24 protein-coding genes are annotated in these 26,044 nt (G+C 45.5%); 16 read left to right on the forward strand and 8 right to left on the reverse strand.

Annotation, left to right across the window (positions count from 1 at the left end):
- Positions 1–453 precede the first annotated feature (453 nt).
- The 8 genes from gmtY to QWZ05_RS05565 all read left to right on the forward strand — a co-directional run bounded on the left by gmtY (position 454) and on the right by QWZ05_RS05565 (position 8,758).
- Positions 454–1,560 carry a gamma-mobile-trio recombinase GmtY gene (gmtY, locus tag QWZ05_RS05530; RefSeq protein ID WP_290297645.1) on the forward strand — a complete coding sequence of 369 codons (1,107 nt, stop codon included), beginning with the start codon at positions 454–456 and terminating at the stop codon, positions 1,558–1,560.
- Positions 1,560–2,834 carry an integrase family protein gene (locus tag QWZ05_RS05535; protein WP_290297143.1) on the forward strand — a complete coding sequence of 425 codons (1,275 nt, stop codon included), beginning with the start codon at positions 1,560–1,562 and terminating at the stop codon, positions 2,832–2,834. The genes gmtY and QWZ05_RS05535 overlap by 1 nt, the downstream gene beginning before the upstream one ends.
- A gap of 41 nt (positions 2,835–2,875) precedes the next feature.
- The gene (locus QWZ05_RS05540) at positions 2,876–4,216 is read left to right on the forward strand and encodes a hypothetical protein (RefSeq protein ID WP_290297144.1); all 1,341 of its coding nucleotides are present in this window, start codon (positions 2,876–2,878) and stop codon (positions 4,214–4,216) included.
- On the forward strand, positions 4,216–4,893 hold the full coding sequence (gene gmtX / locus QWZ05_RS05545) for a gamma-mobile-trio protein GmtX (RefSeq protein WP_290295792.1): 678 nt from the start codon (positions 4,216–4,218) through the stop codon (positions 4,891–4,893). The genes QWZ05_RS05540 and gmtX overlap by 1 nt, the downstream gene beginning before the upstream one ends.
- A complete protein-coding gene (locus tag QWZ05_RS05550) occupies positions 4,893–5,330 on the forward strand; it encodes a VPA1267 family protein (protein ID WP_290295794.1) in 438 nt (145 codons plus the stop codon). Before gmtX ends, QWZ05_RS05550 begins: the two co-directional genes overlap by 1 nt.
- Complete coding sequence (locus QWZ05_RS05555) at positions 5,327–7,495, forward strand: AAA family ATPase (RefSeq protein ID WP_290295796.1); 2,169 nt, start codon at positions 5,327–5,329, stop codon at positions 7,493–7,495. Before QWZ05_RS05550 ends, QWZ05_RS05555 begins: the two co-directional genes overlap by 4 nt.
- An 82-nt stretch (positions 7,496–7,577) precedes the next feature.
- Positions 7,578–8,231 (forward strand): AbiV family abortive infection protein, encoded by a 654-nt coding sequence (locus QWZ05_RS05560; RefSeq protein WP_290295798.1) that lies wholly within the window; start codon positions 7,578–7,580, stop codon positions 8,229–8,231.
- Entirely contained in the window at positions 8,213–8,758 is a 546-nt protein-coding gene (locus tag QWZ05_RS05565) for a hypothetical protein (protein WP_290295800.1), read from the forward strand. Before QWZ05_RS05560 ends, QWZ05_RS05565 begins: the two co-directional genes overlap by 19 nt.
- A 61-nt stretch (positions 8,759–8,819) precedes the next feature.
- On the opposite strand, the gene QWZ05_RS05570 is transcribed toward QWZ05_RS05565, so the two are convergent.
- Genes QWZ05_RS05570 through QWZ05_RS05580 form a run of 3 tightly spaced genes read right to left on the reverse strand, consistent with a single transcriptional unit; the run spans position 8,820 to position 10,464 of the window.
- The gene (locus QWZ05_RS05570; protein ID WP_290297146.1) at positions 8,820–9,407 is read right to left on the reverse strand and encodes a DUF6279 family lipoprotein; all 588 of its coding nucleotides are present in this window, start codon (positions 9,405–9,407) and stop codon (positions 8,820–8,822) included.
- Between the two features lie 46 nt (positions 9,408–9,453).
- Positions 9,454–9,939 (reverse strand): GNAT family N-acetyltransferase, encoded by a 486-nt coding sequence (locus tag QWZ05_RS05575; protein WP_290297149.1) that lies wholly within the window; start codon positions 9,937–9,939, stop codon positions 9,454–9,456.
- A gap of 6 nt (positions 9,940–9,945) precedes the next feature.
- Positions 9,946–10,464: an NUDIX domain-containing protein gene (locus tag QWZ05_RS05580; RefSeq protein ID WP_290297151.1), complete on the reverse strand. Its 519-nt coding sequence runs from the start codon at positions 10,462–10,464 to the stop codon at positions 9,946–9,948.
- A gap of 256 nt (positions 10,465–10,720) precedes the next feature.
- Between QWZ05_RS05580 and QWZ05_RS05585 the strand changes: the two genes are divergently transcribed.
- Positions 10,721–11,656 (forward strand): transposase, encoded by a 936-nt coding sequence (locus QWZ05_RS05585; RefSeq protein ID WP_290297153.1) that lies wholly within the window; start codon positions 10,721–10,723, stop codon positions 11,654–11,656.
- Between the two features lie 447 nt (positions 11,657–12,103).
- Here QWZ05_RS05585 and katE2 read toward each other — a convergent pair whose 3' ends face one another.
- The 5 genes from katE2 to QWZ05_RS05610 form a co-directional block, all read right to left on the reverse strand.
- Positions 12,104–13,588, reverse strand: a complete 1,485-nt coding sequence (gene katE2, locus QWZ05_RS05590; RefSeq protein WP_264875936.1) for a catalase KatE2 — start codon at positions 13,586–13,588, stop codon at positions 12,104–12,106.
- Positions 13,589–13,755: 167 nt separating this feature from the next.
- Entirely contained in the window at positions 13,756–14,607 is an 852-nt protein-coding gene (locus QWZ05_RS05595; protein ID WP_290297155.1) for a patatin-like phospholipase family protein, read from the reverse strand.
- A gap of 155 nt (positions 14,608–14,762) precedes the next feature.
- The gene (locus tag QWZ05_RS05600) at positions 14,763–15,950 is read right to left on the reverse strand and encodes an anaerobic sulfatase maturase (protein WP_264875938.1); all 1,188 of its coding nucleotides are present in this window, start codon (positions 15,948–15,950) and stop codon (positions 14,763–14,765) included.
- Between the two features lie 105 nt (positions 15,951–16,055).
- A complete protein-coding gene (locus tag QWZ05_RS05605; protein ID WP_264875939.1) occupies positions 16,056–16,649 on the reverse strand; it encodes a response regulator in 594 nt (197 codons plus the stop codon).
- A complete protein-coding gene (locus QWZ05_RS05610) occupies positions 16,649–17,818 on the reverse strand; it encodes a GAF domain-containing sensor histidine kinase (protein WP_264875940.1) in 1,170 nt (389 codons plus the stop codon). The genes QWZ05_RS05605 and QWZ05_RS05610 overlap by 1 nt, the downstream gene beginning before the upstream one ends.
- Positions 17,819–18,016: 198 nt before the next feature.
- On the opposite strand from QWZ05_RS05610, the gene QWZ05_RS05615 reads away from it, so the two are divergent.
- From QWZ05_RS05615 to QWZ05_RS05645, 7 genes are all read left to right on the forward strand, one after another.
- Entirely contained in the window at positions 18,017–19,543 is a 1,527-nt protein-coding gene (locus tag QWZ05_RS05615; RefSeq protein WP_264875941.1) for an arylsulfatase, read from the forward strand.
- Between the two features lie 173 nt (positions 19,544–19,716).
- Complete coding sequence (locus QWZ05_RS05620; RefSeq protein WP_290297160.1) at positions 19,717–20,676, forward strand: AAA family ATPase; 960 nt, start codon at positions 19,717–19,719, stop codon at positions 20,674–20,676.
- Between the two features lie 12 nt (positions 20,677–20,688).
- Entirely contained in the window at positions 20,689–21,612 is a 924-nt protein-coding gene (locus tag QWZ05_RS05625; protein ID WP_264875943.1) for a DUF58 domain-containing protein, read from the forward strand.
- 54 nt (positions 21,613–21,666) lie between these two features.
- Positions 21,667–22,143, forward strand: coding sequence for a DUF4381 domain-containing protein (locus QWZ05_RS05630; RefSeq protein WP_290297162.1), 477 nt, complete (start codon positions 21,667–21,669; stop codon positions 22,141–22,143).
- The gene (locus QWZ05_RS05635) at positions 22,137–23,120 is read left to right on the forward strand and encodes a VWA domain-containing protein (protein ID WP_264875945.1); all 984 of its coding nucleotides are present in this window, start codon (positions 22,137–22,139) and stop codon (positions 23,118–23,120) included. The genes QWZ05_RS05630 and QWZ05_RS05635 overlap by 7 nt, the downstream gene beginning before the upstream one ends.
- Entirely contained in the window at positions 23,113–24,696 is a 1,584-nt protein-coding gene (locus QWZ05_RS05640) for a VWA domain-containing protein (protein WP_264875946.1), read from the forward strand. The genes QWZ05_RS05635 and QWZ05_RS05640 overlap by 8 nt, the downstream gene beginning before the upstream one ends.
- Positions 24,696–25,976: a hypothetical protein gene (locus tag QWZ05_RS05645; RefSeq protein WP_290297165.1), complete on the forward strand. Its 1,281-nt coding sequence runs from the start codon at positions 24,696–24,698 to the stop codon at positions 25,974–25,976. Before QWZ05_RS05640 ends, QWZ05_RS05645 begins: the two co-directional genes overlap by 1 nt.
- The last annotated feature ends 68 nt before the right edge of the window (positions 25,977–26,044 follow it).

Below are 26,044 nucleotides of genomic sequence, written 5' to 3' on the forward strand. Positions count from 1 at the left end.
TTAAGGCAGAGAAATCTGCCTTTTATTGCACAACTAATTATATGGGTATATAGTAATATTGTGACATGTGAGAAGGAAAGCCTAGCTTGTCATCAGTATAAGGCTCAGAGGCGACGATTGTAGAGGACAATCGGGCATCAAAAGCAACTGCCTATCTTGCTAACGGAGCAAGGCGAGGTTGAGCACGGGACAGATTACCACTCAAAATTAGAAGCTGACGGATGGTCGCGGGTGAGCAATTCAGTGATGAATGGCGTTCTTAAGCGGTATCTTTGTTGTTGGATGTATAGGCAAAGCAAATAGGAGGGTTGTTCGGACGATCCGAAGTTACTCTTCCAGACCTTCTTCTAAACGTTTATAACAGGAAACCAATGGTGAGGATGGGATTGACCCTCTGTATTTATATTGGGTGCCAAGTTTCAACCAGTAACGTGAATAAGGCATATTCATCGACTGACGGCATTTACCGACTGTGTTGGCAGAAAAGCAGGTACTGCGTCCATGAACCCCTTGCGTGATGCTACCCCGCATGAGCAGCGATTGAATTACGCTGCATGGTATCGCAAAAACCAAATGATTTCCTTGGTCATATCGAAGATAAGGACTGTGAACAAAACCATCCGTAAGGCGCGAACCATTAAAGGACGCACGCCGCTCACCAAAACCGAAGATGACGCCATCGCCTTTCCTGAAAAGCATTGGGAAGATTTTTATATAAATGGCATCGGTGGCGCGAGCGACCCACGAGTGGCACTCAGGGACAAGTTAATACTCCTTCTAATGCACGGTGGCGGGTTACGCGAAAGTGAAGCTTTAACGCTTTGGGTGACAGACGTGTTTGAAGATCCCTATGAGCCAGATAGTGCTATCGTTCGAATTTACAACGAAACAGATGGCAAAGCCCCTGATGGTTGGCGAAGTCGTTCTGGTACACCAAACAGAGAAGCATATCTAAAGGAGCAATATGCTCGCATCCCTCGTCAGCGCATGAAAGGCACAGCTCATCTTGGTTGGAAGAACCGTGTGGTTGACCACAAAGACAACTACATACAGGTTCAATGGTTTCCAACTGACTATGGCAAAGTGTTTATGTCACTTTGGAAAAACTACCAAAAGTACCGAGCCAGCATCGACTGTCATCACCCTTATGCGTTTATTTCGTTTCATCATAGCGCTATCGGCAACCCTTACACCATCAACGCCTTCCATGATAACTACGCCAACGGCTTGAAGCGCATTGGTTTAGAGCCGAGCAAGGCAGAAGGCTTAGATCCACATGGGCATCGACATAATTACGGCAGACGATTAGAACGTTCAGGATTGAACCCGTTGGTAATTCGACGCTGTATGCACCATAAGTCCCTAGACTCACAAATCCCCTACACAGGCAAAGGCCAGCAGGAAATCTCTGATGAACTGACCCAAGCGACGTTGCAACTGGCAAACCCTGAATCCAAAGTCAAAGCGCTCGACTGGAAAGCACTCGTTGAGCATGGGTTTGATGACGTCGACCCGCAGGGCTATTTCACAGGCAAGCATCCTAAATTGAGAGGTAAATAATGGCGAGAAAAAATGACGGACGTTCATCGGATTCATCCTTCTCTTGGATGCTCACCACACTTGGTGCTGAGTGGCAACAATGGCAGGAGTTGGCAGCCGAGTGGATGGCCGCACAAACCACATCGATTGACACTAAACAATTTGCTTTGGCTCGCTTCTTCGAATCCTATATTAGAGAGCGCGCAAGCTATGCGATAGGCGACATATCATTATTTTTTAAGGGACACCGAGGACACCAATGTTCTAGTGAAGAGCTGGAGACGTTGTTAAGAGAAACACAAAACTCTCCTAAAGTAATCCAATCAGGAGTAAACATCTCCTGTGACTTTATTGACTTTGTTGTCCAAAAGGTGTTTTCTGAAGAGGATGACAATGGCGAGTTAGTGTCATTGGTTGAAAACCCGCTGAGCAAAATCAAACGACAGGAATCACTAACAGAAACTGTACGTACCCCCCTGCCGTATCGCTACATTCATAATTTGCGCCAAATCCTCTGTCCGCTACCTGATAAAGACGAACTCACCGTCATTGAACAAAACCTCAAGCAAGGTGAAACCCTGCTTCCCACTTATCACTATCGTAATTTCAAACACTGGACATGGGCGCAACAGCAGACAGGTCAACGTCTATCAGGTAATGATGGCGATTGGTTTGAAGTTGAACCAGAACTGATTGATAAAACCGACCCCGACTGTGTATGGCGTACTATAAAAACAACTCGCAAAGGCAATAAAATCATCCTTCACCAAATCTGGTCACCCGTCAAAGCGATGGTGGTTTTCATGAAGCTCCATCTGCCACTGCGTACCTATCAGGTGCGGATGCTAGATAGCGGTGAAGCCGATACGTGGCGCTACGAAAACGCTCAATGGGTACTTAACACTAAAAATGACTTTGCACTTGGCAGTGAAAAGCGCCCATTTAGTAAAGGCATATTCCGCCGAATTCACGACACCATGACAGGGCTGTATTCAACAGGCTTGTATATCAATACCAATAAGACCGCCGACCAAAACAAGGACGAACTAGAGCGTGGTTACATCATTCCGTGGCAAAATAATGAAGTATTGTACTGGATAGAGAAATTACGCAATTGGCAAGAAAAGTACAACCCAATTGATAAACCAACCGACTGCACCACATTACTTACCAAGCACACTGATAAGAAAAAATCGAAAGCACAACTGGAAAGTATGGGGAAATTTCATTTCTATTTAGAGAGGCCTCGGCAAGGGGGGATGATAGAACTAAACCCATTAGGGACGATGCGCTAGACTCTTTCTGGTATCAACTCCTCTTCGCTCTAGAAAATCAATTGGCTGAACATGGTGATAGTCTCGATGGCGGGGGAAGATTGAGGTTAGTTTCCGAGTATCCAGAGGATATACCTAAGTCGCGACGTTACAAAACTAGCTTTCCATTGCACAGCTTGCGAGTCTCACTCATCACTGCCTATACGATGGACACCCAACTGCCATTACCTGTAATCTCTAAACTATTAGCAGGGCATACGCGTCTATTGATGACCATCTACTACAACAAGATTACCCCATCAGTAATGGCTGAAAAAATGGATGAAGCGCATGGAGAGCTAGACGCAAAATCCAAACAATCGGTGCGCAACTTCCTTAAAGATGCCTCATTGGAGCAAATTCAATGCAAGATGGTGTATCACAACGATGACAGCATTCAGGCGGCACTGGTTAATCGTAATCCGGTTGGCTGGGAAGAACGCTCGTGCGGTATGTGTCTGGTAGGCGGTAACACCGTGAAATCGGATGAAGTCAGTACCCTTGGTGGTTGCTGGAACGGTGGTAAGTTGATTAATGATGTAAAAGCTGCTACCCACCGCATTTACGGCAGTGTGCCTCACGGCCCTGAAAACTGTATTCGCTGCCGCTGGTTTATTACCGAAGCTCGATACCTGCCTGCGCTCAATGCCCACTTCAACCAACTGAGCTACAAAGCACATCAGGCTGCGAACCTATCTGTGGAAATTGAAGGTGAGCTGGAAGCCCTAAAAGACGAGCAGTTCTTTTGTGAAGAGCAAGGCAAACCGTTTACCAAGCACTATGAGCTGCAAGCCCTACAGCGCCGCTATGAAAAGCAGCAAGTTGAAGCCGATGAATACGCCAAAGACTGGATTGCGTGCTTTGAACTTATTCAGAAAATCATTCGTGTTGAAGAGACCAGAAATGAAGATGACAGCAAAGATAAACTGATTGCGGTTGGCTATGAGCAAGATGTCAGCCATGCCTTAAAGTTTATCGAAACCGACTCTGAGTTACTGCATCTATCACTGCTTTGTGATGATGCAGAATTCTTTCCTGATTTACAGGACGAACTGCGTAAAACCCCTGCTATTCAAAAGCGCTCGATGCAACTCAGTCGTGTGCTAATGAAAAAAGGCTTCGAGCCGATTTTCATGGAAATGGACGACAAACAACAACTCATAGCCGCCAATGCCATGCTGCGCCAAATGGCGAAAATTGCTGACCCTGACGATAAGCTCGAAGGCTACCGCAAGGTGGCGAACCACATCGAAGCGGAAGAATACCTGACCGATAACAAGCTGCTCTCTCAGGGTATTCATGCACTGACTAATAAAGCCATTAATCTAGATGGCATAGCACTACCGAACTTATTGGAGGACTAATGGAACTCGATATTGATGTTATTTTGGCTGACTTAAAAGAAGGCAAAGTGCCTCGCACGCAGCAAAACCTCGATAAGCTCAATGACACGCTGAAAGCCTATGCAGAATCAGGTCAGCGTGATTTCTCCATCACGCAAATTGGTCGGGTGTCTGCTGAAAATGGCGGATTGGCGTATGAAGCTTTGCGTGCTACCCGTAATAAGCACTACCGAACACTCATCGAAGCGTGGGCGGCAAAGTGCAATACCAGTACCAAAAAGCCGCTATCCAACACCTCACGGTCTAAATCCATCCCTGCGGATAATAAGCTGTTAGAGCGCATCCCAGACCCTGCGGTACGCGCCTTGTTTGGTCAAATCATTGCCGAGCGTAACCGCTACCGCAAAGAGGTCAATTTGCTCAAGCAACACGCCAATATCACTATCGACAAGCGCCCTGTGCGCCAGTTTGATACCACCGCAGAGCCAAGCGTCGAAGTGCTGCCATCCCTATCAGGCGTACTCACCGAATCAGAGAAAAAAGCCTTAGCGTATGTCATTTCTGATGAATGCATGGAAAAGAACGACTGGCAAACTACTCAGGCGGGTCAAGTAAAAGACATGGAATACAACAGCGAAGTATTCCCTAGAGGCTTTGTCACAGGGCTTCGCAAGCTATTGGGTGAGGTAGATGACTAATGGCAAGTGGGCAGCAAAAAGCACAGCAAAACCTTGAGGCATTTGAGGTCTGGAAAGCCACACAGACGGACGATGACTTTAAACAAATCGTGTTCAGAGGTCAGCTTAACCGTATTGAAGTGGCAAAGGGTATTGGTTGTGGCAAATCGGCGTTAAACCAAAATCCTGCCCTCAAGAAAGCACTCAAAGCCTTAGAAGATGAGCTGCGCAGTAAAGGTGTCCTGCCACCGTTGACCGCCGCTGCCAAGAAGAATGAGGGCAAACCTCAAGCCTACGACAACACAGCAAATCGAAAGCTGCTCGATTCAAAGCGGGTGTCATCATTAGAGGCTGAAAACATCGAGTTGAAAGCCAAGGTCAAGGAGCTTGAAAAGCGACTTGAGCGCTTTGGTGAGCTATCTGAAACCTTATCCGAAATGGGGTTGATGCCACGATGAATACCGCTTTGCATGAAGACCAAATGCGTGTCACCAGTATCCCTTATCACTCGACCAAGATGGTGATATTCAGCGGTGTACCGCTGGCGAAAGACTCTTACAAAACCAATAGTGGGAAGTATTACGTCACCATCAAAGCCGACCCCGATAGCATCCCTGTACTTCCAACGCTGGGTCAGCATTGGTCAGTCAGAGGTGCTCGACAGATAGAAAATATGGAGATGGGTGATTATGTAATGCAGCAGCACACGTATGAATCACCCAAGCATATTGAATGCACTTTACCCGAAACAGGTGAGCAACTGATACGATTTATCGCCAGAGAAAGTGACTTCAAGGGTATTGGCGAAAGCAAAGCTAGAGCGCTCTGGCAGCTCTTGGGTAAAGACTTCCATGCCACACTGAGAAATGACACCCCAGAGTCCAGAAAGCGTCTGACATCGATTTTGAGTGAAGATTCAGTGGAAGCGCTCTTTAAGGGGTACGCCAAATATAAAAATCTGGCTCATTGCAACTGGATGAGCGAGTACAACATCCCTGCCAGTGTGCAGCAACGACTACTCAAGCATCACGGTGAAGCCTCCATCGATGTTATCAAGGATAATCCTTATGCTTTAATGGGCTTTGGTCTTTCGTTCAGTGCCATTGAAGACATTATCAAGTTAACGGATTTTAAGAGCGATGTTGCGAAGGATGACCCAAGAAGGCTCAGCGCTGCTCTGGAAATGGCGATTCGCAAGGAGATTGAAAAAGGTCACACCTATACCACTCATGCCAATGTGCGCCCTTACCTCAACAAGCTATTAAGAGACAAAACACTGGTCACTCAGGCGTTCAAATCAGGTCATGATAAAGCTCAGTATGTTTTAAATCCCGACACAGGAGCCTACCATCCAACAGCGCAACTTCTGATGGAAAGTGTTGTTGCCAAGCGCTTAAAAACACTGATTAAGCGAAATAACTTGTTTGATGAAAACGCCAATGCTGCGTATTGCTCTGCGGCTGCGGAGCTTCCCTACGAATTAACCCCTAAACAAATCGAAGCCGTCACAACGTGTCTGGATAATTCGGTAAGCTGCATTACGGGTGGTGCAGGAACAGGCAAAACAACGGTACTCAGGACGGCTCTCAGGACATATCATCAACTTGGATTTGAAATACACGCCGTTGCGCTCAGCGGTCGTGCTGCAATGAGACTTCATGAGTCCATCGGTTTTGTTACCTCAACCATTGCCAAATTGCTGCGTGAAGAACCTATTGAACCCAGTGTCGAGAAAACAAATCATCTATTAGTGATTGATGAAGCGAGCATGATTGACCTGCCAACTATGTATCGCCTAGTAAATCACATTCACCCCTCTGTACGATTGATATTCAGTGGCGACCCTGACCAACTCCCACCAATAGGTTGTGGCAAGGTATTGGAAGACATCGTTGAAGCAAAAACGGTGGCGAATACGATGCTGGATATCGTCAAACGGCAAGAAGGTTCAACGGGTATCCCCGAATACTCAAAACTCATCAATCAAGGAGTGATGCCTGAACAATTAAGCTCAGGTGCAATACACTTTCACGAAACCAGTAAAACAGACATTGCCAAAGTCTGTTGCGAGCTTTATCAAGAGTTCCCTGATAGCAGTCGTGTCATGGCTCCAACCAAGGCACTCGTATCAGAAATCAATAAGCTCACCCAGCAAGCCGTTAACCCAGATAGCGCCAGCCTTGAGTTCGAAATCAATGGTAACAAGTTCTTTCTGCCACTTAGCCTCAATGATGCGGTGTTATTCACGCAGAATCATTACGATAAAGGCATTCAGAACGGCTCACTTGGCACACTAACCAGTACCAAACCTTCTGGTGACAGTTATGGTGAAGTGACGCTAGATACAGGTGAAAAGGTCGAGATAACACAATCCGTTCTCGACTGCATGGAGTTGGGTTACGCAATCACTCTACATAAAGCTCAAGGATCACAGTTTCCACGCATCATCATCGCTCTGCAAAACGGAAGAATAGTGGATAGAGCATGGTTCTATACGGCAATCACTAGAGCGGAAAGTGAAATCCATATCGTTGGTAGTAGTGATGACATGAAGCAGATCACCAAGGCACCTAGTCACTCTCATAAGCGGAATAGCTACCTGAAAGAACTATTACAATGCTGAAGTTTTATTGTGCAGACTTGCGTTTACTGCAATTCTGGTCTTGTACATAATGGCTTAATATTTAGGGGAACTAAAGTTATCAATGGAAAAATTAGACGGATTGAGCAAGTACAAGTTTGAGAAAATAGCGGTAGAGTCTTTACACAATGCTCTCAGACTCTTAAATGACTCAATATTACTATTCGAACATGGTTCATATCCATCCAGTTTTCAGTTAGCGGTACTTTCACTGGAAGAGTTTTCAAAAGCTAGTTGGGTTGAACACTATTATTACACAGCACTAACGAATGAAGGGTTCATGCCTGAAGACATTGAACAACAGTGGTTAAAGTTACTTTTCAATCACCCCAAAAAGCAAACTCATTTTATAAGTCGTGATTTATTTGAGTTTTCACCGAAGTTTGTAAAGAAGATTGAAGAGAAAGAGATTGAAGTAAAGAAGCAAAAGGCAACTTACGTTGGCTTAAGCAGGATTAAAGGTAAAGTCGATGTTGATAGCAGAGTGTCTATACCTATAAAAGTGACCTCTGAGAATGATGCAAAGCAATTTATTTCACTTATGGTTGGTGAGTTTAGGGATATAAATGAGAAAATTGCTCTAAATGACATGTATTGGGATATTCCTGATATGGATTTGATAACGCAAGGCCCCTTGTTCGATAGAGTTTTGGCATGGCCGTTTGAGAGTGGCTTGAAGGGTAAGCGTTGGTATGAGGAGTGGAAGAAGAAATTGTGATTGAGTCTCGTTACTGGAAGGAAGACTTAGCTGCTTATGCCAGAAGGTTTAAACCCGTTTCTAAACCGCTAAGATATACCGAGAAGCGGCAAGTCAACTTCGAAAAAGATGTAATTATATCGTTATTTATGGTTCGAAAGCTTACTGAAGCAAATAAGCTTTCCTCGCGCACAACGAGTAAACAATTTAATGTCTACGGTTCTAAATGTATCAAACCTGTCAATAGCTTGAACTTCTGGGACATTGATGAACTGTATGACCTATCTAAAGAAGATAAGCTTACAAAGACAGTCCAGTTTATTGCAAACCAATTAGTACATGGCAGTGCTTTGTATGCCTACAGAGATAAAGATCGCAACTGGGGAGGCGTCTATACTTGCTCTGATTTTGAGCGCCATAAATATGTATATAAAATCCCAGTTACTACCATTATCGAAATACTTGAAATTGCATCTGAAGATTACCCTACTGAGATTCATTATGATTACAACGAGGGGAAAGGTGACTATTCAGTCACCACAGATTAATAGAAAGTGTGAAATGTTATCGGCTCTTTAATCCTTGAGGGATTGAAGTGCGTACACACTATTATACATAGTGTGTACGTTTGTCACCTATGGGAAGAGCATTGTCAGTAATGGTCTTCCACTCACTCACTCGCAAATAGACACGATTTTTACTGTATACTCCGGGGGGCTCGAGGTTTTCCGCTATCCGCTCTGCATATCGTTGACGTATTTCCTCCTCATTCAGATCTTGGTATTTGTCTTGGTATTTACCATGGCGAACACGAAGATTCTTCATAAACTGATTGACTTGTTCATCGTTCAATTGAGACGCAAGACTAAGAATTTTCGGCTCAATTTCTGAAAGTAAGCGCTCACCATGTTGCTGAAACTGGCGCTTCTGACTAGCGAGGTCTTGGGAAGAGAAAGTAGCTAAATTTAAGGAGATAAGTTGATCAAGATGTTCAATATAATGAGGGAGCTCATGCCTGCGGTGCCACTCACTGAGAAGAGCCACTTTGTTTGACAGCCACTCCTCTTGACCGCGTTCAAGTTCTACATAGTCGTCCAGATACTCAATAACGAGCCAATCGACATTGTTGTATAAAAAGCGAATGCCGCAGCCACTTAAGAAGACGCATAGTAGAATCAATCCTAACCATTTACGCATGTTGCCCCCTCCTCGGTGGCTCCTTAGTCTTTGCTTGTCACTTGACTCAATTGTTGGTTAAGTCCTTAAGCATCCATATGTCGCACCCACCATGAATGGTTTCAGCATACGGTTCAACTAGATGGTTGAAATCCATTTTTTCATATAGGGCAATGGCCGATGTCATATTGGCTAAGGTGTCTAGATAGCATGACTCATAGCCTACTTCTTTGGCAAACGCTAAGCATTGTGTTACCAACTCATTGCCGATACCACGTCCTCTCGCATCTGCCAGCAAAAATAATTTACGCAGTTCACATACGCCATGATCATTAAACTGCGCAATACCCGCGCCGCCAACAATCTCACCATTCAACACAGCAACCCAGTACCGCGATTTTTCTGCGAATTTGTAATGTTCACTCATCATTGAGACTTCATCATCAGAAGGACCAAACCCTTCACCGATGGCGCCAAACTCTTTGCCTACTTGAGTAATGATCGCTGCGATCTTTGCGTTGTCTTGTGCAGTAATTTCTCTAATTTCTAACATATTGAGTTATAAGAGTTCTTTGGCAACTTGTCTAAGCAAGAAAGTTTCCCTTTCTATGCTCATTCCTTTTTTGGGGCTCTGGACGATGGTCTGTTCATTGTGCGCAATCGCTTCATGAATGTTAATCCAAACCGCTTTCATGCCATTTTTTATCTCGTAATCTTCATAACGAGTTTCCCCCAACTCACGGTCTATCTTGCAAGTATAACAATACGAAATCATGTGTATCACTTCTGCATCGTCTCTATGCCATGGACGAAACTCTTCGTAGATACCATAAGGTTTGATACCGTGAATATTCTGCGCACCCGTCTCCTCTTCAAGCTCACGAACTAAGCCTGCAATCTTATCCTCACCGTCATCAATGCCACCACCAGGTAAGGTGTAATCGTGATAACGCTCCGTATAGAGCAGCAATATGTCTTCACCACTCACCACAATCGCCCGCGCCGCATCGCGCTTTACAATAGAAACCTGATCCAGGTGCTCAATAGTCTCATGAACACTCGTATGCAAATGACGCATTAGTTCATCTCGCTAAATAGTAATTTCTACATAGTATCACGCCCCAAAAAACTGGGACAGGCATGGTTTGTGAGTGGCGAATACTACATGGGCCTTTATAAGGGACAGGCACCATTTCTGCCTATGGCACATAACTTGCAACCAAGCAAACATTCTTGTTTCAACAGCACTAGACTCGTGTCACGAACAGGCTGTCCACTCAATGAAGGTCTCGTTAATTCCCCATAAAATTCATTTGCCAAGGAAAGGAGATATAATGACCACCGCACGTAACCGACAGATTTGTTTAGAAGCAACTCGCTACTACCACATCGTTTCAAGATGTGTTCGACGTTCGTTTCTCTGTGGTATTGATGAACTAACACAGCAAAGCTACGAACATCGTCGTGCTTGGATTGAAAAGCGACTCTTATATTTAGCGCAATATTATTGCATTGATATCTGCGCTTACGCTGTAATGAGCAACCATTACCATATAGTGGTGCATGTCAACACAGATAAAGCTCAAAAACTAACAGATCGAGCGGTAATTACTCGCTGGGGTAAGTTACATCATCTACCACCACTAGCTCACAAATATCTTACAGGTAACCTATCATCCAAAGCTGAACATGAAGCTTTACAACGCTATATCACCTCTTGGCGCGAGCGACTGCAAAGTATTAGTTGGTTTATGCGTGAGCTCAATCTCTATATTGCCAACATGGCAAACCAAGAAGATGATTGCACCGGCCATTTTTGGGAAGGCCGTTATAAATGCCAAGCACTTCTTGATGACAAAGCACTCATCGCGGCAATGGCTTACACTGATTTAAACCCGGTAAGATCTGGAGTAAGCCATGCACCTGATCACTCAAATTACACATCGATTAAAGCACGTGTTCGAGGTTCAAAAAGGCTCTACCCGTTTAAGCAGCAACACCAGAATGCTAATAAAGGGGAACTTCCTATTTCGTTGCTTGAGTATATTGAAGTTATCGATTGGACTTCACGAGTCAGTTTTCAGGGGAAAAATAGCTTACCAACCCATTCTCCTCACATCCTTCAACGACTATCGTTTAGCGATAGTGATTGGTTACATGCCTGTACAAACATTGAAAATTGTCGTGCTGCTATTATTGGTTCTAAACAGAGCTTTGGTGCTGTTATGAAACTGATGCATCGAAAAAGAGAGCATGGACTCAAAATCTAGTTGGCCTGAATTATAATATCCCGTCAACTTGCTAATCTGTACACTATTCATCCTAAATACTGCTTCTGATCAGGTACTCTTGTAAGAGTATCTGCACCTCATTAATCAAATGACCGTATTACCTCGGGGTACTAAGCTATTTCAACAAAATTTGATTGTGTACTGTCCAATTTCGACCAGCTTAATTATGCCTGTCCTACTTTATTCATGTTCCACTTTGATTGTTTAACTTCAACCAATTAGAAAACTGTGCCTGTCCTTTTTAAAGCTAAGAGTTGCTGCAACTTGACCTCATAAAAGTGCCTGTCCTCTTAAAAGCTATCTAGCCTGTCCCAGTTATGGAAAAACCCAGCCTACTGTGTAAACTGGGTTTGTTTTATTTAGTAATAATGAGGTTGCACAACCTCTTGACCGCTAGCGTTCTCTTCGAAGCTAAAGAACAAGTGATCAAGCTGGAACAGCGTTTTCAGCCATTGCATCTTGAGCCTCTACTTCTGCCATATCGATATTTAGTGCTGCAGCAAGCCCTTCAGCGTAAGCGCGGTCAGCTTGCAGCGCGTGACGTAAGTGTCTTAGCTGAATTGGCTTGGACGCACCGCCAACAGAGCGTGCCGTGTTCTCGAACAGACGTTGTTGCTCTTCAGCGGTCATAATACGGAACAAGTTACCTGCTTGTGTGAAATAATCAGTATCTTCACGGTGGTCCCAGTTGTTTGCTGCGCCTTCAAGCTCAAGCGCAGGTTCTGCATGCTCAGACTGCTGTGCCCATTCACCGTACTGGTTTGGCTCGTAGCCTTTCGTCGAACCGAAGTTACCATCAACACGCATCGCACCATCGCGGTGGTAGCTATGTACTGGACAACGTGGCGCATTGACTGGAATCTGGTGGTGGTTAACGCCCAGACGGTAACGCTGTGCATCACCGTACGCAAATAGACGACCTTGCAGCATGCGATCAGGAGAGAAACCAATTCCCGGAACAATTGCTGCTGGGTTAAATGCTGATTGCTCAACTTCTGCAAAGAAGTTTTCTGGGTTGCGGTTAAGCTCGAATTCACCCACTTCAATCAATGGGAAACGAGCATGTGGCCACACTTTCGTTAGGTCAAATGGGTTAAATTCAACCTCATTCGCCTCCGCTTCAGTCATAACCTGAATCTGCATGGTCCATTTCGGCAGGTCGCCATTTTCGATGCTATCGTAAAGATCACGTTGATGGCTTTCACGATCTTTACCCACCAATGCCTCTGCTTCTTGATCGGTTAGGTTTTTGATACCTTGCTGTGTTTTAAAGTGGAATTTTACCCAAACACGCTCGTTATCGGCATTGATCATGCTAAACGTGTGGCTGCCATAGCCATTCATATGACGGTAAGTCGCAGGAAGGCCACGGTCACTCATAACGATTGTGACTTGGTGGAATGCTTCAGGAAGAGATGTCCAAAAATCCCAGTTGTTTTCAGCGCTACGCATGTTAGTGCGAGGGTCACGTTTTACTGCGTGGTTCAGGTCAGGGAATTTTAGTGGGTCGCGCAAGAAGAAAACCGGCGTGTTGTTACCAACCAAGTCCCAGTTACCTTCTTCTGTATAGAATTTAAGTGCAAAACCACGAATATCACGTTCAGCATCCGCTGCACCACGCTCACCAGCTACCGTAGTAAAGCGCGCAAACAACTCTGTTGTCTTACCGACTTCTGAGAACATTGCTGCTTTAGTGTATTTGGTAATGTCATGAGTAACAGTAAACTTACCGTAAGCACCAGAGCCTTTCGCATGCATACGGCGCTCTGGGATCACTTCACGATCAAAGTGAGCCAGCTTCTCTAAAAACCATACGTCCTGCAGCAACATTGGACCTCTCTTGCCAGCTGTCATTACATTTTGGTTGTGTGCGACAGGGCAACCTGCTGCGGTAGTAAGCTTCTTAGTCATAATTGGGGTGTCCTTTAAATAATTTGTTGAATCCACTTTTTTATTGCTGCTAGAACACATAATTCACAAAGTGAATTATCTCTTCAAACCAGCCTTTTTATCTAGTAACGCAAATACAAACGGTTTTCCTTTAGCTTTCGCTAGAGGTATTGTATGACAAGGAAATGTTAATAGGTTTTGATTTTAGTCAAAAACTCATTACCTTTTTTTAACCCTTGCTTGTACCCTTGTTCTAGTTTTCTTTTACTTCTTGTAAACCGCCCTACGTTAAAACTCCCATCTGGTGATATCACATTAATGGTCACACCTTCTGGTGGAGACTGAATAAACTCCAACGTTTTATTGTAGTGCTGATGTCTATTAATCAGTGCGTTAGCCACTTGCTCGTTGTTCGGTAACAACTTTCGCACTAGGTTAGGAAATTTAGTTTGCTCCATCTCGAAACCCAACGGCTTTGATAAGATAACCGTAATTTCCTTCGCACCCATTTCATAAGCTTTGATAACGGGAATGGAGTCCGCAATCCCTCCATCCATAAAGCAACCACTTTCTAAACAAGCACTGTCTCTATAGACCAAAGGCAGCGCTGTCGTTGCTTCAATTAATTTGTCGATATTGGATTCATCCAACTGATAACAATTAGAAAAACCATTACTAATATCCGTTACACTGACATAAAAAGGAATCGTGTTAACCACCTTTGATATATCCAGTGGCAACTTCTCATTACTGCATTCCCATAACCATTTAACATCAACAAGATGTCCGCCCTTAATAAATCGAACGGGATCAATAAAACGCTTATCTGTGGCGAACTCAGTAATTACCTTTTTGTTTCTGCCTAGTTTATTGGCTAAATAACCAGAAAGGTTCGCAGCACCGGCTGATACTCCGATAACGGCGTCAAAAGGTCGATAATTTGAGGAGAGGAAGGCATCCAATACACCGCTAGCGAAAATACCTCGCATAGCACCACCTTCAACAACTAAAACTCTATTCATTTTCTCAAGCACTCTCATTCTGATGCCGATACTATACAAACAGTTTTTGTCAATTAAAAATGGGAAGTATTGATTGTTTCGATAGGGAGAATCTATTGATTAGACTTCCATGTACTGTCATTGAGCACTTCCTGTCGCTCATTTGTGCCTCACCTTGTGAGGCACAATTAGATTTATTTAGTTACGCGTTGAACAAACATAGGATACACCGAGGCTGGATGTCCCTGTTTTATCGCTTCAAGCATGGCTGCAAAATAAGGCATTGAATGCATGAAGAACTTTTTATAACCCGAACACAAGTGATTTAGTCCAGGCTCCAAATCTGCTGTCATGGCCGTGCGCTCTTTTGGGCAACCGCCATTACACATTGGACGGAAATGGCACTCGCGACACTGCTTTGGTAACGACTTCCACTTGTTCATTCCAAAATCAATCTGTTTTTGAGATGAAGCCACCGCGCCCAAATCTACCACATCGATATCACCCACTTTGTAGTCGTCATAGCTGTAGTGATCGCATGAGTATAGGCTACCATCATGTTCAAGCATCATCTGCTGGCCACACGTTTCAGCATGGAAACACATCTGACTTGGCTGCCCAGCTAAAATACCGAGTGTATTTTCGAAAAACTGAACAAAAACTTTGCCCACATCTTCTTTACGCCACTCATCGAACACATCACACAAGAAATGTCCCCATTGATGCGGCGTCAACGACCAATCTTTTTCACCGCGGCGATCAAGCGGATGCTCTACACAAGGTTGGAACTGGATAACGCTTGAGCCTAACTCTTTTAATTTGAGGTAGGTCTGCTTACCCAAGTGTGCATTGTCGTTATGTACCACGGTCAAGGTATTAAACTGAACACCGTGCTTTTTCAACAACTTTAGACCACGTAACACGCGCGGGTAGCTATCATTACCTTTAATATCCGGACGACCATTGTTGTGATTAAGCTCATCACCATCAATACTCAAGCCAATCAAGAAATTGTTCTTTTTAAAGAAAGCAGCCCACTTCTCGTTGATCAAGGTTCCATTGCTTTGGAACGTATTGGTCACCGTCATACCTGGGCGAGCATATTTGTTCTGTAGCTCAACGGCTTTTTCGTAGAACTCGAGACCACGCAGTGCTGGCTCGCCACCCTGCCAACTGAAATCAACAAACTTGATATGTTCTGGTTGAGCGTCAATGTATTGTTTGACGTAAGTCTCAAGAAGCGCCTCAGACATCTGCATCGTTGCACCCGGTTGGTAACGCTCTTCTTTTCTCAAGTAGTAACAGTAGTGGCAATCTAGGTTACATTTTGAACCTACTGGCTTAACCAATAGATGAAAAGGGTGTGGTGATGATGTGCTCATGTCTGCGCTCCCATTGTATTTTTCACTATTATCTTAGGAAGCTCTCCTAGCAACTACTAGGAGATTTCCTAACAAAATTCGACTTAAGAAAAGAGCCAAAGTGGGTTAAACAAGTTTACGGCTGTGTGCCCACGCAATCAGCTCAGACGCACTATTAAGATCAAGCTGCTCAATCATTTTGTATTTATGATACTCAACCGTTTTTGACGAAATATTAAGCTCCAAGGCGACCTTTTTGGCCGAGAGCCCTTGAGCCAAATATTTTAAAATATCAAGTTGTCTCGCGCTCAAATCTGTCTTTTGCTCAATGATGCTCTTAAGTTCATCAGGAATATAACGTTCTCCTGCGAGCACTTTTTCAATGGTTTTCGCTAGCTCAAAACCCGCTTGATGTTTCAATACATAGCCATCAGCACCATATTCATAGGCGGCCTTTACAATCTCTGGCTCATCATGCATCGACAAGCACACTACTCGGCTCTCAGGAGAGCTACGTTTTAGTAGCGCTAAGGTGGTGTTGAGCTGCATGCCTGGCATCGAGATATCACTAATAATCAAGTCTGGTTGGTGCTTTTTCACCAATGCCAAAAGTTCGGTCGCATCTGCGCCAATACCCACCACTTGGTGAGAGAGATCTACTAACCTTGCGATACCCTCACTCACAATTTGATGGTCATCGGCTATTACCACTGTTGCCATTAATTATCTCCCATTTGCTGTATTGACAATTTAACGCTCAGCCCAGATTTTGGTGCATTCGATTTGAAAGAGACTTGCGCACCAATCAGCTCACCGCGTTCTACCATTGATTGTAGCCCTAACGAGGGTGAGTTCATGACCATACCTTGGTTGGCAATACCCACACCATCGTCACGAATAACTAAATCAACCCATTGGTTTTTATGCTTATGTAGCTTAATCCAAACCTGACTTGCATTAGCGTGCTTAACCACATTCGATAATGACTCTTGAATAATACGATAAATATGCAGCGCCGTTTCGTCATCAAACACCACATCGTGATCCAAATCCACTGTCATGATTAGGCCTGCGCGTTCCCCTATCTGTTTAGCGTGCGATTCGATGGCGGCATGCAAACCAACTCTTTCTATCACAACCGGGTGGAGGTGACGTGAGAGATGTTGAATATCGCGAGTAATATCCGCTAATCCATTCGCACATTGCATAATCACGGGTCGAGATGCCTCATCACAAAGGCTTGCAGCGAGGCCCATTTCTATTCCCAGCGAAGCTAATCGCTGACTGAAATCATCGTGTAAATCTCTTGCAATGTTGCGTCGCTCTCGCTCTCTTTCACCGATAATACGGCGATTGCGTGCAATTACCTCTTGTTGACTGCGCTTGAGTTCATCGTAGTGAGTGACTCGAGCAATACTCGACGCAATAATATTGCCTAGGATAGTTGCTGAATGGACAAAATCTTCATCGAACTGCTGAGAAGAAACAAAGTTCGCGCACGCCATCAAACCCCACGGTTTTCCCATAGCACGAATAGGAATGAGGACATGTCTTAATGGCTTTTCTGGCTGTAAGCTAGAGGCGAGTTCCAATAACTCAGGTGAAGTATCACTGCACACCACCTGCCCTTGCTCAATCAAACGGCGATACTCTAACACCACAGAAGCGGGAATCTGCTTTTGCACTGGAGGGATTCCCTCACCAATCGCTTCATAGTGAAACCAATTCTCGACAACGGCATTGTCCAAAGGAAGACAGGAAATTCGATCAACATTCAGGGCGGTTCGACATTCATCTAACACTTCTGTAATCGCTTTTTCCATATCGGCAGTGTGTGAATCTAATAGCTTACTAGAAATAGAGATCAAGACGTCTTTAATTCTTTCCATAAATCGATTTCCTTGCTGCCTAACATTATAAAAAGCAGTCTACTCGCTAATTCAAATAGTGAACAGAAATAGTTCGACAGCCTCCCTTCGTTGTCGATGAATAACACAACGGCATTTCCTAGTGCTTTAGGAAATATCCTAGTTCATTTCGTTAGCCGCAAAATGAATACTACTTGTGTCTTATCTCAGGAGCGACTTATGAATAACTTTTCTAAAAGCCTACTAAGTAAAGCGGTACTTGGTACTGCTGCAGTAGCAACGCTTGGCGCTGCACCAGCAATGGCAAAAAACACGTCAGAAAAACCAAACATTCTTGTGATCATGGCTGATGATGTGGGCTGGTCAAACACTTCAGCATACAACCTAGGTATGATGGGCTACAAAACGCCAAACATCGACCGTATCGCAAACGAAGGTATGCTATTTACTGACCACTATGGTCAACCAAGCTCAACAGCGGGTCGTGCTGCGTTTCTAACTGGTCAGCTACCTATTCGTACTGGTCTACTAAACGTTGGCCTACCTGGTTCTCCAGTTGGCCTTCAACCTGAAGACCCTACTCTAGCAGAAGTCCTCAAAGAACATGGCTACTTCAACGTGCAACTGGGTAAAAACCACCTAGGTGATCAAGAGCACATGATGCCACACCGTCGTGGTTTCGATTTCTTCTACGGTAACCTTTACCACCTAAACGCGGAAGAAGAGCCAGAAAATGAAGATTACCCACAAGACCCTGCGTTCTTCGAGCGTTTTGGTCCACGTGGTATCGTAACAGGTACGCCTGACGGTCCAACAGAATCTGCTGGTCCTCTAACTAAGAAGCGCATGGAAACGATTGACCGTGAGCTGACTGACATGGCGCTAGACTACCTAGACGACTTCGCTAAGACTGATGACCCATTCTTCATGTGGTTCAACCCTTCACGCATGCACGTTTGGACTCACCTAAGCGAAGAGTGGAAAGGCAAGACAGGTTACGGCCTATACGCAGACGGCATGGCAGAGCTTGATCACTACGTGGGTGAAATCCTAGACAAGCTTGAAGCTACTGGCCAACGTGAAAACACGGTCATTATCTTCACTACTGACAACGGTGCTGAGAAAGTTACATGGCCTGACGGCGGTAACACACCGTTTAAAGGTGAAAAAGGTCTGACAACTGAAGGTGGTGTACGTGTACCATTCATGGTTAGCTGGCCTGGTAACATCCCAGCAGGTTCTATCAACAACGGTATCCAGTCTCACGAAGACTTGTTCACAACACTAGCTTCTATCGCTGGTGAGAAAGATGTACAAGAGAACTTCAAGACTAAACACGATGTTTACATTGATGGTTACGATCACCGTGATGCTTGGTTCAAGAACGAAGATACACAACGTAACGAAATCTTCTACTTTGCTGAAACAGGTAACCTAGAAGCGGTTCGTGTTGGTAAGATTAAAGCTCAGTTTATCGAGCCATTGGAAGAAAGCTGGTTTGCTCCTCGTCTAACGACAACTTGGCCAGTACTTTACGATCTACGTACTGACCCATATGAAGAAGCACCAGAGCACTCGGGCATGTACATCAAGTGGATGGCAGAGCGTATGTTCAACTTCGTACCAGTACAGGTTGAAGTAGCTCAACTTCTGGCAACGTTTAACGAGTTCCCTCTACGCCAAGCTCCGACAGCATTTAACCTAGAACGTGTAATGCAAACACTTCCATACCGCGAAGCTAAGTAATTAACTTTACTACTTCGGGAATCATTCAAAAGGTGTGCTTTGGCACACCTTTTTCATTTTCCATTTAGGAAGAATCCTAGTTCAACACGCAAAGCTCCTTCGCTACTCTATTCAGCATAATTCTCCTTCGCCTCATCGTCTTCGATAGGTCTCCTGCAATACAGGTCGTCATTATGAGTGATTTAAAACAAAGCTTCTTCACACTGCAAGACGCGATCAATCAACGCGTTTTAGGCCAAGAAAAATCGGTTGAACAGCTGGTCATTGCGCTACTCGCAAATGGGCACGTTCTGCTGCAAGGTCTGCCTGGTCTTGCGAAAACTCGCAGTGTTAGTGTTATGGCACAACGACTAAGTTGTGAGCTAAACCGTATCCAGTTTACCCCTGACATGCTGCCAGCAGACATCACAGGTAGTGAGGTGTATGAAAGCCACTCGCAAACACTGAGCTTCAAAAAAGGCCCTGTCTTTACTCACCTGTTATTAGCGGATGAGATCAACCGTGCCCCTGCAAAAGTGCAATCTGCCCTGCTAGAAGCAATGGCCGAAAAGCAAGTATCCGTTGCAGGTGAAACTCACTCATTGCCTGAGCTCTTTATGGTTCTCGCGACGCAAAACCCGGTAGAACAAGAAGGCACCTACCCGCTTCCTGAAGCGCAAATGGACCGATTTTTAATGCAAATCCTTATCGATTACCCAGATAAGGATGCTGAAAAATCAATGCTTAAGCTTTTACGTCAAGAGAGCCAAAGCTCATCTAAAGCGGGTCAATTACTGAATATTGAACACGTACTCGAAGCACGCCGTCAAATTGATCAAATCCACGTTGCGGATCACGTCGATCAGTACATCGTCGATCTGATTGATGCCACTCGTCATCCACAAACCTGCGATGAGCAATTAGGGCAGTGGATTGAACTTGGCGCAAGCCCAAGGGCAACCATCGCACTCGACAAGTGTGCTCGAGCACACGCTTGGCTTAACGGGCAAGATCACGTTACTCCAGACAATGTACGAGCGATTGCTCACTCGGTTTTACGTCACCGACTTGTATTGACCTTTGCCTCTCAAAACCAAGGTATCACGAGCGAGACAGTGATCGATCAGCTCCTCGATTGTGTTGCTTTTGCTTAACAGAGGTGACGCATGAAAAAGGATGACCTTCGAGTTTACCCCTCACCACAACAACTGGGTGAAATGAGCTTGCGTGGCAGGAACCTCTCTTGGCAACCACCCTATCAAAAGCTCACTCCGTTAACAGGTAAACATCGTAGCAAACAACGTGGCAGAGGCCTCGATTTCGTCGAGCTTCGTCACTATTACGCTGGCGATGATGTGCGTTGTATTGATTGGAAAGTCACCCAGCGAACAGGTCAGCCTTATCTGCGTGTTTATGCCGAAGAAAACGACAAAAACATCGCCCTACTGATCGATTTGAGAACCACGATGTTTTTCGCTTCCGATGGGCAGATGAAGTCGGTTGTCGCGAGTGAAGCCGCCGCTATTGCAGCTGGAGCGGCAAACCACCATGGCGACCGTGTCGGGGCTGTGATTTTAACTGATGACGGCATCGTAACACTGCCTTTCAGACGTGGAGAAAAAGCGCTTTTCGCCTTACTAAGTGCGGTATCTGAACATGCCAATAAACTGCCAAACTGGGAAGCGCCTCAAAATGGTAAGCCCACGCTCGCGGACGGACTTCAACACCTAGTCGACTTGGGGTTAAAAGAGAGTCAGTGCCTTATCTTTAGTGACTTTAATGATTATGACAAACAAAAAGCCTCCTCGATGATCGATACCCTCGCTCACCGAAATAGCTTGATTGGTGTTTGCATTACAGACCCGTTGGAGGCGCAGTTTCCTCAACAGAATATCGTGCTAGGCAACAACGACTATCAAGTCGAACTGAAAAAAGACGACAAAGAAAGCCGTGCCCGTTTTGAACACTATATCCAGCAACAGAAACTCGATTTGCAGCAGCATTTTTTACGCCACCGATTAGCACTATTGAACCTAACCACCCATCAAAACGCATGGGAACAGCTGTGGAGTATGACTCGCCCGGCTTAATAGCGAGTAACGACTCACTATTTCACTCACCCTCGAATGCTCTATAGGTACTGAATGACAACTGCAAATCAAGGCCAAATTGTTGAGTTTGGCAGCCACTTAGTCAAACGTGCAGAGTGGATAGCTCCCCCATCCGCCGTCTCGTGGTTTCCACAAACCTTTGCTTGGCAAATGATCGCCCTAGCACTGATTGCAGGTGCTTTGGCATACGCAGTGTATCGCTATCATCGATATCTCAAGCGTACGTATCTTCGTGAGGCGCATGCCTACTACGTGAGTTACTCACAGCAGCACCAGTACGCAAAACTTGCACAGTTGATGAAACAGTTGGCTAACCAACACTGGCCACACGCGTCACTCGGTACGCTTGATAGCGCCGCTTTCGCTCACTTCATCGCAAGTCAAGAGGGAGCAAAGATAACCCCTGAACAAATCATTGAATTATTCAGGGCCAGTTACCAATCTACGCCAACTCTCACACCCGAAACGCAGCAGGCCATCCATCAATGGTTTGAGGAGATCACATGCTAAGTTTTAGTTACCCATGGTTAGGGCTACTTATCTTGCTGCCCGCGGTGATGTTTTTCAGCCCTAAGCACCTAACACGACAAATCGCTTTGCGCTTTAGCCACTTTGACAAACTGATTGAAGTAACAGGCACACAACCCAACAGTGGTGCCGTCGTGATCACGCCTTTGTGGTGGCAACGCATACTCATTTGCCTCACGTACCTAAGCCTGGTTATCGCAGCAACCAAACCCGTTTGGTTAGGTGAGCCCGTCGCTATCGAGAAGAGCGGCAGAGAAATGATGGTCGCGGTTGACCTATCAGGCTCAATGGAGGCAAGAGATTTTGTTGATCCCGAGGGGATTGCAGTGCGCCGGGTCGATGGTGTCAAACTGCTGCTCAATGACTTTCTTGCACAACGCGAAGGCGACCGAATTGGTTTAATCGCGTTTGGCGACGAAGCCTATTTACAAGCCCCTTTTACTGACGATTTCACCATTATTTCTCAGTTACTAAGTGAAATGGACGTACGGATGGCAGGTGCCGGAACGGCACTTGGCGATGCTATCGGGGTCGCCGTCAATCACTTTGAGCACTCACAGGCTAATAATAAGGTTCTGATTTTGATGACGGATGGTCGCGATACCACCAGCAAATATCCCCCTATCGATGCCGCACACTTCGCTGGGGAGCACGATATTACGATTTACCCTATCGCCATTGGTGATGCTACCAATGTAGGAGAAGAAGGTATCGATTTTGACATGTTAGAACGCATCGCCAACTACACGGGGGGGCAAGTATTTACGGCGTTAAATGGTGATGATCTGGTAGAGGTGTACACCACGCTTAATCAGTTAGAAGAGACTCTTTTCGATAGCTACACAATACGCCCAAAGTTTGAGCTTTATTATTGGCCACTGACTGTTGCGGTTATTCTCAATCTGATCATGCTGCTTATTGCGGCGCAAAAGCGACGCAAAGGAGGTTTACATGGCTGAGTTTCACTTTATTCGTCCTTGGCTATTGCTGCTATTTATCCCATTGGCCTTATTGTTCATGGTGATTAAGCAGACACAAAAAGAGCAAAAAAAGCTCCCAATAGCTGATCATCTACTCCCCTATCTGCACACGGGAGAGCATCAACAACGATGGTTTGCCCCAAGGCACATACTGCCATTTTGTCTCGCTCTGATGATCGTTACCATCGCAGGCCCAACTTGGCAGCCAGAACCAGACTCACATGCAAAAAATCAGTCGCCACTTATCTTCGTGATGGATCTCTCTCGAAGCATGGGAGAGTCTGACATTGCTCCGAGCCGGTTAGAGAACAGTAAACTCAAAATCGCTGAACTGCTCGAGGTGAAAACTGACGGTCTTATTGGTGCTCACGTTTATGCGGGAAGTGCTCACATGCTGATCCCACCAACCGAAGATCGTGAGGTATTTGAGCTCTATCTTTCTGCACTTTCCACCAACCTGGTACCACGCCAAGGAAAAAATCTCGAAGCTGTATTAACACAACTTGCGCAGCAACACAGTGAAAACACCGTTCCTGCGAGTATCGTTGTCGTCACTGACAGCTTAGACAACAGCGCGATTCAAGCACTGGATCATTTCAATGATCAATACAATCACCAGTTGCTGATTTGGAAATTTGGCTACAACGAGACCATGAGTCCACCTTCTGGGATTCGTATGCTGCAAAACACACCAGACAACAGTGATGTCACGACAATTATGCGTTGGATTAACAGCTTCAGTTACTTTGACCCTTTTGATGAAGATATTGAGTGGCAAGAAGCCGGTTTTTATCTTGTCATTCCGACACTGATACTCAGCTTATTATGGTTTCGCCGTGGTTGGAGCATCCAATGGGTGCCTTCGGTACTGATAGCCGTTGTCACAATGAGCGGCTTTCACTCGCCAGCTGCATACGCTAACACTCAAAGTTCAAATAACACCTGCGATTCGATGCTCATGCGCTGGTTTCTCACGCCTGATCAACAAGGCCAATGGTACTACCGCCAGGGAAATTACGCTTGTGCTGCTCAAAGCTTCACTGACCCTGAATGGAAGATTGAAGCTTTGATGCGTAACGAGCAGTGGGAGTGGGCACTAACCATGCTAAACAACCAACCCGACTCCGTCGACAAGCGCTTCAACGTGGCATTAAGTTACTTGCACATCGACCGCTTCCGCTCCTCTGAGCGGTGGTTTAAGCAAGTGTTAGACCTCGACCCAACACACCCTCAAGCCATCGCAAACCTCGCGCTTTTAGAGGAGATATTCCAACTCATGGCCGAGCGCGCTCAAGGGCAAGGGACCGCTGGTGAAGACATGACGGCAGACGTTATCTCAACGCTCGAAGAAGACATGGGTATTGAAGAGCCAGAAGACAAGATAGAGGTGATCAACAGTGCCGACTTAATGGCCGAGGAGCACCTAACAAAGATTTGGTTAGAACAGGTTAAATCCAGCCCTGAAGTTTTTCTGCGCAATAAATTTGCCATTCAACTGCAGCAGTCAAGTGAACCGAGCCTGCCGCCGGCATCCAGTAAACAGGAGACGCCATAATGCTCTTTAAGTTCACACTCGCCAATACGCTTCGCCACCTGCTCGTGTTACTTGTGTTATGCCTGCTACCCATGGCATCGCTTCAAGCGGCTTCAACACCATTAAATAACGTTGGCCTTAGCGCACGCTGGGCTCTCGGCTCAGAAACGTTGATAGAGAGGCAGCGTCATACGGTATTTCTTGAACTCATCAGCGACACACCAATCACTGATGTACTTAGTGTTGAATCGATCAGTGCCAGTGATCTTTTTTTCGAACAGACCACCACATTTTGGCAATACACTCGCCCAATAGAGAATGGACAGCGAGTAGAAAAAGCCGCACTGAAACTCGAACTGTATCCAGCAAAATCCGGCCAATTTACCCTACCGAGTGTCAATATTCAGTTGGGTCGCGGCGATAAAGCACAACAGATTCCAACCGCCCCGCTCAGTATCGATGTGCAAGCCCTACCTCAAGCTGCCCAAGGAAAAATCGCAGCACCGAGTATGAATGCTCGTCAGATCTTAAGTGACACCAATATCACCGAAGGCGGCGCTGTTACTAGAACGATCACTCTCAGTGTCACCGATTTGCCCGGCCACTATATTGCTGAGTTACCTTTTGTAGAGCAGATTGAAGGGGTTGAAATTCGCACCGGAAGCAGCCGCGCTACCACCGACAGTTTTCGTGCCGAAATGACAGGAACAAGGTCAACGGATGTTCACTATCGCTTCGCGACACAAGGGGAATACTCCTTACCGGCAATGACGTTGGAATGGTGGAATACCCAGACTCAACAAGTCGAAACGGCGACAGTCAATGCGATTAAAGTTCAAGTAAACCCTGCACCGCCTTTGCCATGGGATCAACAGCTAGAGATTTGGATTTCGGAAAGTAAGGAGTGGTTACTTGTGCAGCGCAGAAACCTGGGACTTTCACTGTTACTACTGGCTGCTGTTTGGCGATTTAAACCCATAATATCGAGGGTAGCCGAAAGAGCAAGGCGCAAACAGCGACACATCGCACAGCACCCGCTCAGTCAGCAAGTAACATTGATTGCCAAAGTCACGATGTCGTCACAACACAAGTTGCCAAAAGTCATCTACTCTTGGCTGGCTCAGCAAGCGATTTATGACATTCGACAACACCCTTTGACCCGCTCAACCATCCGCTTTGACAGCAATGGTCAATGGGCTGTTGATAAAACTCGCTTAGTCAGGGGGTTATTGCAGGAACTTAAACAGGGCTACATTCAGCGCTACCGATTACAGCCGTTAAACACCAAGAAGCCAACCTAACTTCTTCTGACAAGCAAACAAAAAAGCCCGTAGACATCGCTGCCTTCGGGCTTTATTTTGACCAATTA

The sequence above is a fragment of the Vibrio agarivorans genome, assembly GCF_030409635.1.
GTDB classification, from domain to species: Bacteria; Pseudomonadota; Gammaproteobacteria; order Enterobacterales; family Vibrionaceae; genus Vibrio; species Vibrio agarivorans.